The sequence below is a fragment of the Amycolatopsis deserti genome (assembly GCF_014653945.1).
Taxonomy (GTDB): Bacteria; Actinomycetota; Actinomycetes; order Mycobacteriales; family Pseudonocardiaceae; genus Amycolatopsis_E; species Amycolatopsis_E deserti.
In genome coordinates this window covers 787,870-802,891 of sequence record NZ_BNAU01000001.1, presented here as the reverse complement: position 1 = coordinate 802,891, position 15,022 = coordinate 787,870, and the positions used below count along the sequence as shown (strand labels likewise).

The 15,022-nt window shown below is 64.7% G+C and carries 15 protein-coding genes and 1 pseudogene; 3 read left to right on the top strand and 13 right to left on the bottom strand.

Features of this window, described 5'->3' with window-relative positions:
- Window positions 1-107: 107 nt before the first annotated feature.
- The 9 genes and pseudogenes from IE290_RS03810 to IE290_RS37650 all read right to left on the bottom strand — a co-directional run bounded on the left by IE290_RS03810 (window position 108) and on the right by IE290_RS37650 (window position 7,111).
- On the bottom strand, window positions 108-1,280 hold the full coding sequence (locus IE290_RS03810) for a hypothetical protein (protein WP_229874119.1): 1,173 nt from the start codon (window positions 1,278-1,280) through the stop codon (window positions 108-110).
- Between the two features lie 359 nt (window positions 1,281-1,639).
- Window positions 1,640-2,122, bottom strand: coding sequence for a hypothetical protein (locus IE290_RS37665; protein ID WP_229874338.1), 483 nt, complete (start codon window positions 2,120-2,122; stop codon window positions 1,640-1,642).
- Window positions 2,123-2,398, bottom strand: a pseudogene (locus IE290_RS38165) (recombinase zinc ribbon domain-containing protein); the annotation flags it as partial.
- A gap of 135 nt (window positions 2,399-2,533) precedes the next feature.
- Entirely contained in the window at window positions 2,534-3,400 is an 867-nt protein-coding gene (locus IE290_RS37655; protein WP_229874117.1) for a recombinase family protein, read from the bottom strand.
- Window positions 3,401-3,546: 146 nt separating this feature from the next.
- Window positions 3,547-5,628: an FtsK/SpoIIIE domain-containing protein gene (locus tag IE290_RS03800; protein ID WP_191243936.1), complete on the bottom strand. Its 2,082-nt coding sequence runs from the start codon at window positions 5,626-5,628 to the stop codon at window positions 3,547-3,549.
- Window positions 5,621-6,235 (bottom strand): hypothetical protein, encoded by a 615-nt coding sequence (locus IE290_RS03795; RefSeq protein ID WP_229874115.1) that lies wholly within the window; start codon window positions 6,233-6,235, stop codon window positions 5,621-5,623. Before IE290_RS03795 ends, IE290_RS03800 begins: the two co-directional genes overlap by 8 nt.
- A complete protein-coding gene (locus IE290_RS03790) occupies window positions 6,232-6,564 on the bottom strand; it encodes a hypothetical protein (RefSeq protein ID WP_191243076.1) in 333 nt (110 codons plus the stop codon). Before IE290_RS03790 ends, IE290_RS03795 begins: the two co-directional genes overlap by 4 nt.
- Window positions 6,564-6,911: a WhiB family transcriptional regulator gene (locus IE290_RS03785; protein WP_191243075.1), complete on the bottom strand. Its 348-nt coding sequence runs from the start codon at window positions 6,909-6,911 to the stop codon at window positions 6,564-6,566. Before IE290_RS03785 ends, IE290_RS03790 begins: the two co-directional genes overlap by 1 nt.
- The gene (locus tag IE290_RS37650) at window positions 6,908-7,111 is read right to left on the bottom strand and encodes a helix-turn-helix domain-containing protein (protein ID WP_268246305.1); all 204 of its coding nucleotides are present in this window, start codon (window positions 7,109-7,111) and stop codon (window positions 6,908-6,910) included. The genes IE290_RS03785 and IE290_RS37650 overlap by 4 nt, the downstream gene beginning before the upstream one ends.
- Window positions 7,112-7,275: 164 nt before the next feature.
- Between IE290_RS37650 and IE290_RS03780 the strand changes: the two genes are divergently transcribed.
- The 3 genes from IE290_RS03780 (at window position 7,276) to IE290_RS03770 (ending at window position 9,704) form a co-directional block, all read left to right on the top strand.
- Window positions 7,276-7,659 carry an XRE family transcriptional regulator gene (locus IE290_RS03780; protein ID WP_191243074.1) on the top strand — a complete coding sequence of 128 codons (384 nt, stop codon included), beginning with the start codon at window positions 7,276-7,278 and terminating at the stop codon, window positions 7,657-7,659.
- A gap of 144 nt (window positions 7,660-7,803) precedes the next feature.
- Window positions 7,804-9,354, top strand: a complete 1,551-nt coding sequence (locus tag IE290_RS03775) for a transcriptional regulator (RefSeq protein WP_191243073.1) — start codon at window positions 7,804-7,806, stop codon at window positions 9,352-9,354.
- The gene (locus IE290_RS03770) at window positions 9,354-9,704 is read left to right on the top strand and encodes a signal peptidase I (RefSeq protein WP_191243072.1); all 351 of its coding nucleotides are present in this window, start codon (window positions 9,354-9,356) and stop codon (window positions 9,702-9,704) included. The genes IE290_RS03775 and IE290_RS03770 overlap by 1 nt, the downstream gene beginning before the upstream one ends.
- Here the strand turns inward: IE290_RS03770 and IE290_RS03765 are convergent.
- The 4 genes from IE290_RS03765 to IE290_RS03750 all read right to left on the bottom strand — a co-directional run bounded on the left by IE290_RS03765 (window position 9,693) and on the right by IE290_RS03750 (window position 14,594).
- Window positions 9,693-11,252, bottom strand: a complete 1,560-nt coding sequence (locus IE290_RS03765; protein ID WP_191243071.1) for a transcriptional regulator — start codon at window positions 11,250-11,252, stop codon at window positions 9,693-9,695. The two genes, IE290_RS03770 and IE290_RS03765, sit on opposite strands and share 12 nt — an antisense overlap.
- Window positions 11,253-11,477: 225 nt before the next feature.
- Window positions 11,478-11,870 (bottom strand): winged helix-turn-helix domain-containing protein, encoded by a 393-nt coding sequence (locus IE290_RS38375; protein ID WP_191243934.1) that lies wholly within the window; start codon window positions 11,868-11,870, stop codon window positions 11,478-11,480.
- 355 nt (window positions 11,871-12,225) lie between these two features.
- Complete coding sequence (locus IE290_RS03755; RefSeq protein WP_191243070.1) at window positions 12,226-13,419, bottom strand: DUF5677 domain-containing protein; 1,194 nt, start codon at window positions 13,417-13,419, stop codon at window positions 12,226-12,228.
- A gap of 104 nt (window positions 13,420-13,523) precedes the next feature.
- Complete coding sequence (locus tag IE290_RS03750) at window positions 13,524-14,594, bottom strand: ATP-binding protein (protein WP_191243069.1); 1,071 nt, start codon at window positions 14,592-14,594, stop codon at window positions 13,524-13,526.
- Window positions 14,595-15,022 lie beyond the last annotated feature (428 nt).

Genomic DNA, 15,022 nt, shown 5'->3' with positions numbered 1-15,022 from the left:
TTTGTCGAGGCCGGTGCCACCGCGGTTCCGGCATTGACTCCGTTGCGCAAGATGCGGAGTTGAGCAGCGCGCAAGCCCGATGCGCTCCGACTTCGCCACACCCGACTTCAGGCTGCGTGTCGTGGGAATGCTTCCCCGGCCGGCCAGTCCTGGTCAAGGCCGACAGCGCTGTACGCAGGGGCGGCAGCCGGCTTTCGTTCGACCTCGTCCCCGGCGAGCCGCGCGCTCGCCCACGTCGGAAGAATCGGAGCCGGGATCGACCTCGGGTCGGAGCTGCGCCACAGGACGGGAGTGTTCTTCGCCCAGGTCCAGGGCGCCGGGTTGTCGACGACGAGCACCCCGCTCACCCGGCGGTGACCGTTGTCGCGAGAAGGGGACCAATAGCCATCTGAAAGCCGACCGAATGTGGACGCAATTCCGGTGTGGGCGTACTCGACCGAACTCCCGTAAAGCGAGGTCGCGATGTCCTCTTCCTCGGGGAACAGTGCCGCCTGACCCACCGCGACGATGAACGGCAGCGCGAGGTCGCCGTACTTCCCGCCCTTCTTTTTGACCGCGCCAAGCACGTGGTCCGACCTGTCGCGCATCCAGATCATCGGATAGATCCCGATCCCCCTGGAGAATCGCCCGCGTACGCCGGGACTACGTGGCATCGCCGTGAACGAGAGCGACCATCCGGCCTCCTGCCAGATGTGGGTCGGCAACGGGACCTGGCGCTGCTCGTAGTCGGCCTGGACCCGATCGGGGTCTAGACCGCCCAGCCACTGCACCAGCTCCGCCTTCAGCCGCCTCTGCGGCGGCTCTACAGACCCGACTCGGATGATCGAGACCGACAGGAAGAAGTTGGGGCTCGGCACACCGTTGATGGCATCGAGCAGTCGGCCCGACATCGCGTCCTGCGTAGGGTCCCCAATACGCTGTGATGTCCAGATCGCCTCGAGGACGAACTGCTCACCATCGCGAGTCACCAGGAAGTCCGGGTACTTGCCCCGGGTGCCAACCGCCTGCTCGACCTCCACGGTGCAGCCAGAACCGAGCAGCATCTCGTGCAGATACAACTCCCACAACGCGGAAGACACGTTCGAGTCGGAGTTCCGATCCACCAACCGACTACGGACACCAGACCGCGCCTGATCCGGAAGGTGAGACCACCACTCGTTGATCACGTCGCGAACCTGATCCCAGTACGCCCCGGCCACCCGATCGAAAAACTCAGCCTGCGACTCCGCCGCCCGTTTGGGCGACGAATCACGACGGTTTCGACTCGGGTAGACGGTCATGGTCACAGAGGATAAAGGCGCAGGCCGGTAACCCCGTTTCGACTCGCCAGGGTCAGCACTGAGCACGAGGTCTCGCCCGGGGAGGACCGCTCGAACGCGGGTCCGATCAGAACAAGGGCCGAAGTCACTACTCTGACCTTGCCGCCTCCTGCGGACGCTTCCGACGCTCCATCACCAGCGGCACCCGCGCCTCGAGGACGAGCGGCCGCTCCCCCGCGCCGCGGACCGCGATCCGACGGTGCCACGCACGTCAGCAGGGTAGAAACCGGTGTGCATCTGGGTGGAGCCGCCCGGGGACTCGAACGCACACCGTCAAGGAAGCTGCAGGTCAGTCGCATACACCAGGCTGGGGACTTGGGTCAGTTCCCCCCTCGGACACGCACACTATTCACCCGCATCACGGGTTGGATGGTGACCTGAGCGGCCTGAGAGTCGTGTTCGTAGCGGACAGCTAGGTTGAGCGCCTCGTAGAGGCCCGCCAAGCTGTCCGTTCTTGCTTTCGCGAGCTTCCTCCCGACGTCTCCGAGTGAGTCGATCATCGCGTAGACCTCGGCGTCGGTCACCAGGTCGGGTGCAGGCGCGTCCTCGAGTTCAGCCCTAGCCGCTGCTCGTTGCGCCTGCGCCTCGTTGATCGCGTCGACCAAGGCCGCGGGATCCACACCTGCACCGATGGCCGCCCGGAACCGCTCCAGCCTCGCCTCCGCACTGGCGAGCCGCTGCCGGGCGACCTCGCGTCCGGACGTCGCTCCCTCGCCACTCTGGGATGCGACCAACGCCGCGACGGTTCGGTCAACGTTGTCGCGGGCGAACAGGCCGCCCAGCCACGTGTTGACGGCGTCCATCAGCGGCTCCTCCCGCAGATAGACCGAAGGCGGGTGTTCCGCCAGCGCCGGCGAGCCGGGCGCGAGAGTCCGTGCTGGACACCGGTAGTACATGCCGTGCTTGCGCGGGCTCGCTTCCATCTTCCGCTGGCAGTACGCGCACCGGATTCGACCACGGAACAGATACGCCCTCCGCGTGGGTCGGTCACTCCGCTCAGCCTTGCGAGCAGTCCGCAACCCGCCTGACCCCTTCGACCTCCTCAGCAACTGGGCTTGGGTGAAGTCCTCGACCGACACGATCGCCGGGTGCGCCGGAAGCCGGGACCGAACGACGCGATCGGGTGCCGACCTCCGAAACCGCGTGACGTGCCCAGCGGCCACGTCGTCCGGGTCCAGCAACGTCTCGTGCTTCGTCCAGCGCCCGAAGAACGCTTAGCCCGTGTACCGCGGGTTCTCCAGGATTGACCGCACCGTACTTCCCTGCCACCCGTCCGCCAGCCGGTGCCGGTTCTGATCCGGTCGGCGAGCAGACGGACACGGGATCCGATCACGATTGAGGCCGTTGGCGATCGCACGATCACCCTTGCCGCTGATGTACTCCGCGAAAATCCGTCGCACGGCTTCGGCCGACGCCTCATCAATGGCGAGCACCCGCAGCCGGTACCCCTCCGCCGCCTTCCGCGGGTTCGGGTGCGGCCCACCGTCCACCACCTTGTAGCCATACGGCGCCCGACCGCCCTGGTGCCGCCCCTCGTTGATCACCTGCGCATCCATCGCCGCCCGGACCCGCGCCTGAACATGCTGCCGCTCGGACTCGCTCATCCCGCCGAGCACGCTCATCAGCATCTTGTGTGACGGGTTCCGCGCATCGAACTTCCCGCCCAGCTCCGGCACCCACAGATCGACCCCGTAGGCCGCGAACTTCGGGGCTACCAAGGAGAACTGGTTCCCGAACCAGCACCGCGTCCCCTCCCCCACTACAACCGCTTGCCATCGTCGGCCGGGGTCCTTCAGCGCCTTCAGCAGCCGGCTCGCCGCCTCCCGCCGCTCCCACGGCACCGACCGCGACTGCCCGACATCGAAGAACTCCGCCACCACGCTCCCGCCGAGCGGCTCGACGAACTTCCGCGCGTTGCTCAACTGCCAGCCGTGCGAGGTCTCCGGGTCCTGGTTGTCCTCCGTCGAGCACCGGCCGTAGAAGGCCACCGGGCCGATGCTCTCGTCCACCGGCTCGGCGACCTCGACTCCCAGCAGGTCATCGAGCGTCGCCCACGGGTCGTGGTTGATTTCAGCAGTCATCGATCCCCCTCTCGCCGGGCCCGTCCAGGGCCTCGACCTCAGCCAGCTCGATCAGTATGGCAAGAAGTATGGCGCTAGCTTTCCTGTTCAGGCTAGGGAGTTGGTCGGGAACGCGGACGATCACGTGGTCATCGGGCGCGGCCATCTCAACTCACGTCCGGTTCGGCGCTGCTCTTGATTTCATCAACTGCGGCCCGCAGATCCGCAGTGCGGTACCCGCGGACTCGCCGCGGCTCACCGTCCTCCGAGGGCACGTAATGCCTGGTCGGCCTGCACCCCAGCTCGCCCATTTGCCGTCCGAAGCCTGTCGCTTCGACCTCCAGCGCCTCCACGAGCTCCGCGGTCGGCACGAACTCCCGTTCCTCAAGCTCGTCACCGAGGTACTCGACGACGGACGCGAGCGGTTCGGGCAGCTCGGATCGACCCGCACCCGCGCCGAGCGCCATCACAACCGCCGTCGAGTCGATCGACCGGCGAGAGTCATCCCCCGCCGCGTGCCCCGTCAGGGTGCCGGCCGCCTCCCGCAGAGCTCGACCACGGGCACAGATCGACTGCCAGTCCTGGTTGCCCATGTAGTACGTCCACACCGTCATCGCGAGCGACTCGCTCCCGGCATCCATGTCGCCGTCCGGCCGAAGAATGCCCACCCCCTTGTGGCTCGGCAGGAGCGCCGACGCGTCGTACCCGCGGGTGTTCATCTGCTCGCCCAGCACGATGTTCGAGTCCCGCCAGTCCATCACTCGCAGGGCGAACCGCGAGCCGAGCACCGACCGCAGCCGTGAGGGAATCGTCTGCGAATCCGGCCGTTGCGTCGCGAGCACGACGACGATTCCGGCCGCCGGCCCCTTCCGCGCGAGGTAGGCCAGCAGATCGGCGATGTGCTCGCCGATCGCGATCTTCTTCGCCCCGACCTCGATCTTGGCGGGGTTCTCGAGGAACACCTGGACCTCGTCGATGATCACCGCGGTGATCGGCATGTTCAAGCCGGGATCACGGGAGATTCCAGGAGTGATCTTGGACTCCGGGCATACCTCATCGTCCAGGGCGGCCATTCGCTGGTATCGCGCCTGCACCTCGACCACCAGCTCAAGCAGGTGGTCCCGCACAGCCTGGACATCCGGCAGGCCGTCCCCGCACACGAACCGGTGCGCCACCTGCTCAGCCGCCTTCCAGTCCTTACCGCCTTTCCCGTCGAACACGTAGATCCGGGTGTGCGGGTCGAGAATCAGGCCCGCCGCAGCCAGGCGCGCAGCCATCGTCTTGCCCTGTCGCGGAATCGCCCCGACCAGGAGCGACGTCCAGACCAGCGGCAGGTCGATCCGACGCCGGCGCGCGTCCACACCGAACGGAATCGGCTGCCACGCATCCCACCACTCGGCCTCGACCAGCGGAGTCCTCCTCGGCGGGCCGGAATACGGGTCCTCATCAGCAACCCAGAGGAACACTCGCCCAGCGTGACCACCCCGGCCGCGGACCCGCTCGACGATCAACTGGACCTCGTCGACAGCCAGCGCGGACGCGAGCGCATCCCGGTGCTTGATCACGTCCGCGGCCTTCCGCGTCGCCGGAAGGTCAACCGTGATCGCCCAGCCGTCGCCGACACGCCGCGCCCGCTCGACCAGCCGGAGCGTCTCGTCCTTGCCGATCAGCTTGGCGTCCCGGAAGGCGTCGACCAGCACCTGCGGATCCATCGTCCACGCCAGCGCCCGCGGGCCGGGCAGGACGTTCTTACGCCCGGGTGCTCCCTCCTTCCGGCGCCCGGCTACCGCCAGCATCACAGCTGCCACCGTGCCCGCGCCCCACAAGGCCACCGAACCGTAGAGCAGGTAGGCGACGAGCAACCCCGAGCCGACAGCGGCCGCCACCGCTCCACTCACCTTCCACCGGAAGAGCGTGAGCGCCCGGATCTCCACGAACTTGTCCGCCAGCTTCTCGGACTGCTCAGCCGCCTCCCGGTAGTCGTGGACACGGACCCACTTCCGCCACACCCGGAACATCAACACAGCACCCCGACCAACCGCGGAAGCGAACCGGAAGGGCAGCCGGATCAGCAGCGCGATCACGGCACGGACCGCGCGCTTGAACTCCTGTCGAGAGGTCAGCCAAGCCGGGCGACGCCAGCGGGAGCCGGCACCAACGCTGACCGGTGATTCCTCATCGACCAACTCCGCGTCGAACACCGGCGCGGCCCGCTCGACCTCGTGCCCGGCGTTTTGCTCCTCAGCCATGCGCACCCTCCGCCCGCAACTCGGCCGCAAGGCGAGAAGACAGACCGCGCGAACACCCGGTCACCTCGCGGACCCAAGCCGGTGTCACCACCGTCTCCGGCGTCCTGGCAGCCCGCGCCATCGCGAGGTACTCCGCGGACGACGTCCACACGCCGCGCGGGCGAGCCGCCTCCTCGGCAACCGAGGACTCCGAAGACATCGCGGCCCCCAGCTTGTCCCGCAGATCCGTGACGGCCTCGGCCGCCACGAACACCACCAACGGAGGCACCGAGTGCAGCACGACCTGCGCCGGCGACCGGTTCACGAACGCCTCCCAGGTGTTCATGACATAGGTCGCGCCGAGCGTGAACCACTTGGCGCCACGTGCCCAGCCACCGGTCCGGATGCCATGTCGGGCCGTCACCTGCTCCGCGCGCAGCACGGCCAGTAACACCAGGGAGACCATCGGGTCGAGCAGCCACGCACCGCACCACCGAAGCGACCATGCGGGCGCACCGGCCGCCGCGAATTGCTGAACGTTGGTCATCGTGAACGCGAGCCCCAGCAGGATTCCGGCCCAGCACAAACGGTCGACCTGCTGGGCGACTCGCTCGAGCGGCTCCGTCACCGGCGACCTCCCCGCCGCCGCGGAGTGTCCTCCATCGTGACCGTGAGCGCGCGAGTGATCGCGTACGACGCGAACAGGGCGGGCACGCCGAGCACCACGAGCAGGAGCCCGATTCCGCGTCCGTAGGTGATCGCCACCCACTGCACCGCGACGATCAGGGCCGCGTTGAACAAGACCCGGCCAGCCAACGACGCGAACCGTGCGCCAGTTCGGGCCGCGTCCGCCGCCGCTCGCGCTCGCCGCGCCGCCGACCGCCACACGAACAGCAGCACGCAGAGAACTCCCACGCCGGCCAAGATCTGAACAGGCGTCAGGCTGACGTTCCCCATCAAGCCTCGCCTCCCCGCCGGCCGGCGCGGTCACCACGCTGCAACCAGAACCGGTGCAACTCCCGGCGGTCGTCCTCGCACATCCCGCCCCAGATGCCCAGCGTCTGCTCCCCGCCGCAGCGCAGCTCGAGTTCCAAGCACTCATCGAGTACGGGGCACCCGGCGCAGAAAGCCGATGCCAGCTCGCGGTCAGGCAGCTCCTTTCCGGACGGTTCTGGCGGCTCGGCCTCCCCGGAGCGCCAGAAGCAGAGCCCGTCACGCCTCACGATGCGGTCGAGCGTGGGCGTGAGGACCCAACGCAGCCGGTCCAGCTGCCACGCCAACTCGATCAAGAGGAGATCAGTCATCCGGCGCCTCCGACCGTCGGGTGGCCGAGGAGCTTGATCAACGCCGGGGCGGGGATCACGAGGCGGCCATTGCGCCTCTCCGCGCGCAACGTGCCGAGCCGGATCGCGCGGTGAATACGCGGCTCACTGACTCCCAGCATCGAAGCGGTCTGAGAAATCGTGTAGTACGCCGGACGGCCGGCGCGAGTAGCGATACGCATTGAGAAGTCCTTCGAGTCGTTGATTTCAGCAATAGACAGCTGATTTCAATAGACAGTGGGCGCACTTTTCCCGCGCGCCGCCGAACAAGCGCCGCGTTACACCGCGGTATGGAGCGGAACCGCTAGCCTCGTCGCCGAGGCGGAGCGCGAAGGAAGAGGAATCGGTGTCGGAGGACTGGGCGGCAGTCGCCAAGGCCATCAACGACCGGGTCAACGAACTCGGGTGGCTTCAGCGCGAACTCGCCAAGCGCTCGAACGTGTCGCAAGCGGTCGTGCGGGAGATCCAACATCACGTCGTGGAGCGACGCAGGAGCCCTCGAACCTTGGAGTCCCTCTCGGTCGCTCTTGGCTGGCACCCCCAGCACCTGGACGCAGTGCTGCACGGACGCCGACCGCCCGAACTCCATGAGCCGGTCACGGATCGCGGCGACACGCTGTGGACGCGCCTGGAGCAACTCGAACGTCAGATGAGCGAGATCGTCGACCGTCTCGACGCCTTGCAGACCGACGTCGCGACCGTGCTCAAGCACGTCCGCCCGAAGCGGTAGCCCGATGGTTTTCCGTTTCCGGAAGCCGTTGTTTTCCATGCCTGTAATTGCACTGGAAATCGACCTCGCACCCCATGCACATCCAGTGCCACCCGAGTGCACGACCAGTGCAGGTTCACTGCACAAGACGAGTTCAGGAGCACGATGAGCCTGCTCGACGGCTGGACCGGCGCCACGGCGTGCGCGCTTCAATCGGCGCTGCGACTCAGCAACGAGGCATTCGCCGAACACCTCGGGATCGGTGTACGCACCGTTGCTTCCTGGCACCAAAAGCCGACGCTGCGCCCGAAATCGGAAATGCAGCAGCTCCTTGACACTGCGCTGGAGCAAGCGTCGCAGCCCGCGCAGGAGCGTTTCGCGGCCTTGACCAACTCCGGATCTTCACGGCCGACATCCGAGGCTGAGCAGCGCTTGGGCGCCGATCCGCACATCGGTGCCGCGCTCGACTGGCTGGACCGCCACGCCCGACGAGCGCCGGGCACGAGTCGCCGCGACGTGGCTGACCGGCTCGCCAGCGTGGACGTCCACGAACTCGAAGACCGCGGGAACCGCCGGGGCAGGGTGCGTCAACGCGACGTCGCTCGCGCCCTTGCCAACTACTACCGCGATCTCCCGCAGGGCTACGGCTGCTACTCCGCACGTCACGACGGGGGCGATTCGGCGACGACCGTCCTCACGTCCGCGGCCTGGCTGGACCTCGACTGCGCCCTCACCCCGCACAATGATCAGGTTCAGCTCGCCGACACCGGCGCACAGGATGAGAGTCTCGACGAGGAAGCCGCCGGCCACGCCGCACAGCGACTCGCCGAGACGCTCGCGCTCGGCATCCGCCTCGTGGACATGCCGCTCTACCGGCTCATCTCGGCCGACGTCCGGAAAGGCACCCTCGGGGGCTCAGCAGCCATCACCGAGTTCGTCCGCTACGCGCTGACGATGGACCTGCTCGAAGGCGAACTCATCGACACGCTCGCCGCGGGCACGGAGGTCACCCCGCAGACGTCTCCCCTCCGGCACCGCTACCTGCCTGACGCCGGGTCCGTTCTCGACCTCTCCAACCGGCTCTGTGCGGGCGGAACCCTCGCGCTCACCGCCGTCGCACGCCCAGCCGACCCGTTCCGCGGTCCGGCTGACTACCTGCTGCTCGTGCAGGAGCGCTCCGGCCGAGTCGTCAACGCCGCACGTCAGCTGGCCGTGATTCCCAAGGGCTTCCACCAGCCGATGACGGACTACCGGGCGGACACCCGAATCGGCGCGACGCTGCGGCGCGAGATGGAAGAGGAGCTGTTCGGCCGCGACGACATCGACAACACGCTCGGCCAGCAACGCGCCGCCGACCCGATGCACCCGAGCCGCTTGTCAAAGCCGATGCGCTGGCTGACGGAGAAGCCGGACCGGCTCCGGATGGAGTGCACGGGCTTCGGCCTCAACTTGATCAGCGGAAACTTCGAGTTCGCCGGCCTGATCGTGATCGAGGACGAGGAGTTCTGGAGGCGCTTCGGCGGGCAGGTCGAAGCCAACTGGGAGTCCTCCGCGCTGCGGCAGTACTCGAGCCTCGACCGTCGGCTGCTGACCGACCTGATCAGCGATGTAGCGTGGAGCAACGAAGGGCTGTTCGCCCTGCTCCAGGGCCTGCGTCGGCTCGCGCAGATCGGCGGGGAGCGGGTGAACCTGCCGGAGATCGAGTGGGAGGTCTAGTGGGCAGCAACTGGTACCGAGGCAACGCCAATGACGACGGCGACGCCAACCGCGGCTGGCTGCTCGGCCACTTCATCGAACCCGCTGACGACGTCCGCTCGAGCAAGGACGTCGAGGTCAAATGGGGTGTCCACCCCGCCGGCGACAAGCGCGCCGAGTGGACCAAGGACGATCAGCGGACCACGCTGCTCCTGTTGGTGCAGGGCACATTCCGGATCGACCTCACCGAGGGCAGCACGACCATGCAGCGCCAGGGCGACTACGTCGTCTGGGGTCCGGGCATCGATCACTCCTGGGAAGCCCTTAGTGACGCCGTGGTGGTCACCGTCCGCTGGCCCTCAGCCACCTAGGACCTCGACCGCGGGCAGGTCGACGCGCTTTCCGCCGATCTCGCGCAACCGCCGCACGCCCTGCAGGAACGCGAACAGACCCTCGTTGCACCACGACTCGTCGCTGATCAACTGCGTGATCAGCTCCTGGTCCCGGCTCGAGTAGATCCGCATACCGCCGGTCTCCCAGTTGGCCTCGACCTGGCCGCCGTAGCGAGTCCAGAACTCCTCGTCCTCGATCACGATCAGGCTGGCGAACTCGTAGTTGCCGCTCACAAGGTTGAAGCCGAAGCCCGTGCACTCCATCCGCAACCGATCCGGCCTCTCGGTCAGCCAGCGCATCGGCCCAGACAACCGCGACAGGTGCATTGGTGCTGCGGCTCGATGCGGGCCGGCGGTGCCATCGACATCGCCCCGCCCGAACAGCTCCTCCTCCATCTCGCGAAGCAACGTCGCACCGATCGAGGTCTCGCCGCTGGCGTCGACCAGCGGCTGGTGGAAGCCCTTCGGAATGACCGAGAGCCGACGCGCGGCGTTCACAACTTGGTCGGATCGTTCCTGGACAAGCAGGGCGTAGTCGGCCGGACCCCGGTACGGGTCAGCCGGCCGCGCGATGGCACACAGGGCGAGCACACCTCCCGCGCACAAACGCGTGCTGAGTTCATGAACAGCCCTGAGGTCCGGCAGGTGCCGGTCCCGCAGCGGCAGCGAGCCCCGCTTGATAGGTCCGTCACCCGCCACAAGATCGGCAAGCTCGGCCTCGAGTAAGTCGGCAGACAGGGCATAGTTCATGAACGACGTCAGACCGACCACACCTGACACCGAGCCGCGGTTCACCTCGACGTCGAGCAGCCGGTACAGCGGCGCGTCCACGAGCCGAACGTAAAGAGCCTTGGCTTCGGCCAGCCGTTCGGCAGCAGCCTCCGCGTCTGACGGCTCCAGCTCGCCCGCATCGTGTGCGAGCTGGAGCTGCACACCCGCCGGGATGGGGCACAACAGTTCGAGCCAATCCGCTCGCGTGCAGATACTGGTCCGTACAACGCTCCCTGCGCTCCGAACCTCATAGAGCTCGTCGTCGGCCCGGTAGTACTCGGCGAGCGCATCCGCAATACGCGAACGCCCCACGCGGCTTCGGCGCACCTGCCGATCCGCTATGCCGGTCACGCCGAAGCTGTACTCAGCACACGACCGCTCGACGTCGTCGGCGTCCCCTCGCCCTCGGTCGCCTCCAGCCGGTTGATCGCCGGGCTTACCGAGCAACTCGTCCGCGCTGACCTCGAAGATCCGCTCCAGCAGCCGCGCGGTCGCCGGCCGCAGCGGACCGAGCGGTCGGCCGTTCGGCCCCTTTCCCGCCATCAACCGCTTCAAGTGACGAACGCTGAGCGTCCCCGGCTCGCCCCGCTCCCGCGCGAACGTCTCGGCGTACTCAGCGAACTCCTCGAGGGTCATCCGCCGTTCACGGATCTTCTGCTCAAGCACAGTCCGGTAGCGAGGCACACGGAGCTGACGCAGAGCCGATTCAACCATGATTTCAGTCTGACACGCGCGCGCCAACCTGGCGACGATCATCGGCCTGAGCACGCTGAACCGTCCGCCGAATACACGCAATCCGAAGCAAGCAGCCCTCACACGGCGCACCCGCGATACCAGTCAGCAGCTCGAGCTCACCCGGCCCAAATTCCGCACCACAGAACGCAGCGAGCACCTCCGGCCGGCCTGCCCGAGGCACCCAGACCAGGTGAGCGACGCATTGAGATTCCGCAACCGTGCCACGCACCGGCCGCGCGAGAACGATCACGAGCCCTCACCGGCCCACGCACCACTGATCGCCTCGCGAAGGGCAGCCGCCGCTTCGCTCGACAACCTCGCTCTCGGACCGCTGACTCCGACCTGGATCACGGGTTCCGCCCGCCCAACCAGGATCGGGACAGGACTGCCAGCTCCCGCCGTCCCCTCCAGGACGAGATATCCCTCCTCGCCACCCCCGACCACCCGCTCTCGCCGAACGATGAAGGTCCCCTTGGCCCGCACAGTCCGCGCGAGCCCACGCTCGCGCAGGATCTCGGTCGCGTGACGCGCCGTCCCGAGAGACACGCCGTACTCGCGAGCAAGCCGCACCTCCGACGGCAGCCGCGTCCCGTCCGCCAACTCCCCGGCGGCGACACGTGCAGCCAAGTGATCAGCCATCGCCTCGTACAGGTATGGCGCACCTCCAGCACCTGGATCGAATGCTCCGACCGGTGAATGATCAGGTCGCGCCAGCGCCTCGTTACCGCCTACCCGTTCGCGACGGGTTCCGGGGCGCGAAAGAACTGTAGGCCTTGACTCCGTCACGCCGTCGTATTCTTCGTAGCGCATACAGGAGAGCTTGATCGCGTTGCGGCACGACCACGAGGCCTCTCCGGGGCCACAGCGGGGACACATACCGGTGTCGTCCAGCGATGCCAACGCTGGACGACACGAACCTTCAGCGGCTGCGCCTTACCGAACTGAGGGACTGAAACTGATGAAAGCTCACAACATCATCGTCAACGCACAACTCTTAGATCTGGTCAACCACACTCGCCGGCAGCTCTGCTCCATCCGGAATTCCCAGCAGCGCCCGGATCGGCACCGGTCTCGCTCCCGACTTTAGAGTGACCGTGATGTTTGGGACCGTAGCGACGACGAAATGGCTACCTTCCGAAGGCGATGCCGGGCCAGCGGTACTCCGAGCTTTCATAATTGCTTCAGCCTCGAGGTCACCGGCATCCATCGGGGCGTCGGCCGCGAACGCAAACTCAAGATCTGGCTCGTAGAGGTACCATCTGCAAACACCTGTTTCATAGGCCTTCACTAACGCAATCGCGGACGCCGGAGGCTGGCTTGGCCACAAACTTTGATCCACTGCGAGAAGGATCTTCCTGTAGTCTGGCCAACACGCCAGCAAATCGTCTAAGCGACCAAGGAGCCGTCCACATTCAACGCCTTCGACGATACGCATCACGTCACGGATAAACTCCCGAAAAAAGAACACTCCATGGTAGTACGCAAGGACGGACAGCTCTAAAGACAAGCCAGTCCGATGAACACCTGATCCTTGCATCTTTCTGTAGGTACCAAGGACTCCGCCAGCGCTACCGTGGGTCACTTCAGACAGAAATCGATACACCTCATACAAGTGACTCTTACCATGTCGTTCGCTCATGTCATACAGACTGGTTGCCGACCACCCCTTTTCGAACGAGTGGCCATAATCGGCTAACGCATCTCGATAGTCCTTCAGGCTGTCCCGACCTAGATTAGACAACCGTCGAGCTTCAACCTGATGGTCCCTGCCGGAGAGAATATCGAGACCTGTCCTGATCTTGGCCTGACGCTGCGCAGACACGCTCACGTGTCGCTCATATCGCATGCCGGCTTCGAGATCACTGTAAACTTCGCAGAAATGGACTCCGTGCTCAAATAGTGCCCTGGCTGCCCGCGCAGCACTTCGACCAAGCCCCGTCGATAGTAGGGTGAGCAACTCCGCGAAATCATTAAAGGCGTGGTTACCTATCGCGTACCCCTCCGGACGAAGGTTACTGCCGAAGAACCATCTAATGACCGGAAGAAGTTCCTTCTGAACAGCATCGAACTTCGGATGAATCGTGTTAGAAAGAGCCGTTCCTAGAATCTCCTCGAGGCCACCAAATCGCACATAGGACGCCTCCGAGGTATCTCCGTGCTCACGCCAACTTTCGAGATATTCGTTCATTCTAACTTTCCCCATTTACGACGAGGCATCGAATTTCAGATCAATCACCAGCCTCTATCCCCGACACCGAAATCAATTCGAACTACCTACTGAAAGCACTTGGCCTACTTTCCGAAAGCCGTCAACCGTAGGTAAGGGCGCATCTGAGGATCACTGAACCTGTAAATGTATGAATTCCGCGTTCCTGAGCGACTTAGAACTGCACCGTGCTTAACATCGGTGAGCTGAGCTAATGACGTATGAAGAAACGCATAATCGGCACGCTTTTCAAAGCGGTCTTCATAGGCAGATATAACATCAGCGCTTCGCCATTCGCGTTTATCAGACATCGACAAGATCTCGAGTATGCGCCTCCTAGGCTGAACCTCACCGCCAGCTTCAAACGCTCTCCTAGTCCGATCGTTATACGATTTATCCACATCCCGAACAGCTCTCGCCAATGCAGTCTCAACCATGGTCTCCGCCGCGAAGATAGAACCTTCTCGCCTAACCGCTCTCGCGACTTGCAGGCCGAGGAGATGGCCAAAATAAGGAAAACCATCACTATAGAAAACAAGCTTATTGATAATCGCAGGGGAAACACCGATCCCCAACTTACTGAAGCCCCTGTTCAAGATTTCTGCGATCTCGTCGTCAGGCATACGCGGAACGCCGACCTCTGTCGTTCTGCGCTGAAACGATCCCGAGCCGCCCAGTAACGAACTCGCATCTTCGGCTATACCAATCACAACAGCCTTAATGTCACCTGTCGATGCCGACCGGTCAGCCAGGAATTCTAGCGTCTGCGCAATCAGCAAGCGATCCGACTCGCTAGTGATGTTCTGAAAGTTGTCGAATATTATAAGCTTCTTATTAGCTATTTGCATCGCCTCAAGTAGCACGTCTAGAGGAGGCTTGTTGATAACTTCAAATTCGCTTTCCCGGCCGACTTTACCTTGAAGCTTCCCCTTCAGTGTCAGCAAGAAAGGGACCTTACCCGATGCTTCAACTTCAGCGCCGGCCGACAGACTTGTCGTCTTCTTTATCTCGCGAACTTCTACCATTCCATCTTCGATCAATTCAGAATAAGATTTCGATGAGAGACACTCAATGGTCAAAGACGCGAGCGATTCGTCCTCCGCAGCATACTTGACAAGCGATGACTTGCCAACGCCGGTGTCGCCATAAACCAACACTTGACCACCTCGATCGCGTAGAGCATCGCAGAGGTTGTCCTGGAGCCCAGGATTTCCGTGCAAGTCCGGTTCATTACGACGCGCAAACATTTCACGCGATACAATCGTTCTAGGTGTGAAAATGTCTTCCGGCTTTCGATCTTGCGTCACAAGTCCCCCAAATAAGTGCCTGGCTGTCGTTCTATGCAGTTTATATTACGAGCGTTGCACGCGTCGCCTAGAGGTATTCGCGAAGCCAAAGCGCAAGCTGCTGCTGCATCGCCAGCCACGCCCGAGCGCGGGACGGGACGCGACCTTGCGTCTCGCCGGTCCCCCTTGGCCGCACCTCGTGCTACTCATGGGACGGGCAGGACGGGGCCAACCCGTCCCGCCGACCTGCCAGCGGTTGGCGTCAGCTAACGTTCGCAGAAGTCAGACAGCAATCCCAG

Bases quoted from the DNA above. Each gene is read 5' to 3' on its own strand.
- IE290_RS38375 (WP_191243934.1), bottom strand. From the start codon at position 11,870: ATGGCTGATCACTTGGCTGCACGTGTCGCCGCCGGGGAGTTGGCGGAC.
- IE290_RS37655 (WP_229874117.1), bottom strand. From the start codon at position 3,400: ATGACTGCTGAAATCAACCACGACCCGTGGGCGACGCTCGATGACCTG.
- IE290_RS03790 (WP_191243076.1), bottom strand. From the start codon at position 6,564: ATGGGGAACGTCAGCCTGACGCCTGTTCAGATCTTGGCCGGCGTGGGA.
- IE290_RS37665 (WP_229874338.1), bottom strand. From the start codon at position 2,122: ATGGACGCCGTCAACACGTGGCTGGGCGGCCTGTTCGCCCGCGACAAC.
- IE290_RS03800 (WP_191243936.1), bottom strand. From the start codon at position 5,628: ATGGCTGAGGAGCAAAACGCCGGGCACGAGGTCGAGCGGGCCGCGCCG.
- IE290_RS03775 (WP_191243073.1), top strand. From the start codon at position 7,804: ATGAGCCTGCTCGACGGCTGGACCGGCGCCACGGCGTGCGCGCTTCAA.
- IE290_RS03755 (WP_191243070.1), bottom strand. From the start codon at position 13,419: ATGAACGAATATCTCGAAAGTTGGCGTGAGCACGGAGATACCTCGGAG.
- IE290_RS03785 (WP_191243075.1), bottom strand. From the start codon at position 6,911: ATGACTGATCTCCTCTTGATCGAGTTGGCGTGGCAGCTGGACCGGCTG.
- IE290_RS03765 (WP_191243071.1), bottom strand. From the start codon at position 11,252: ATGATCGTCGCCAGGTTGGCGCGCGCGTGTCAGACTGAAATCATGGTT.
- IE290_RS03810 (WP_229874119.1), bottom strand. From the start codon at position 1,280: ATGACCGTCTACCCGAGTCGAAACCGTCGTGATTCGTCGCCCAAACGG.
- IE290_RS37650 (WP_268246305.1), bottom strand. From the start codon at position 7,111: ATGCGTATCGCTACTCGCGCCGGCCGTCCGGCGTACTACACGATTTCT.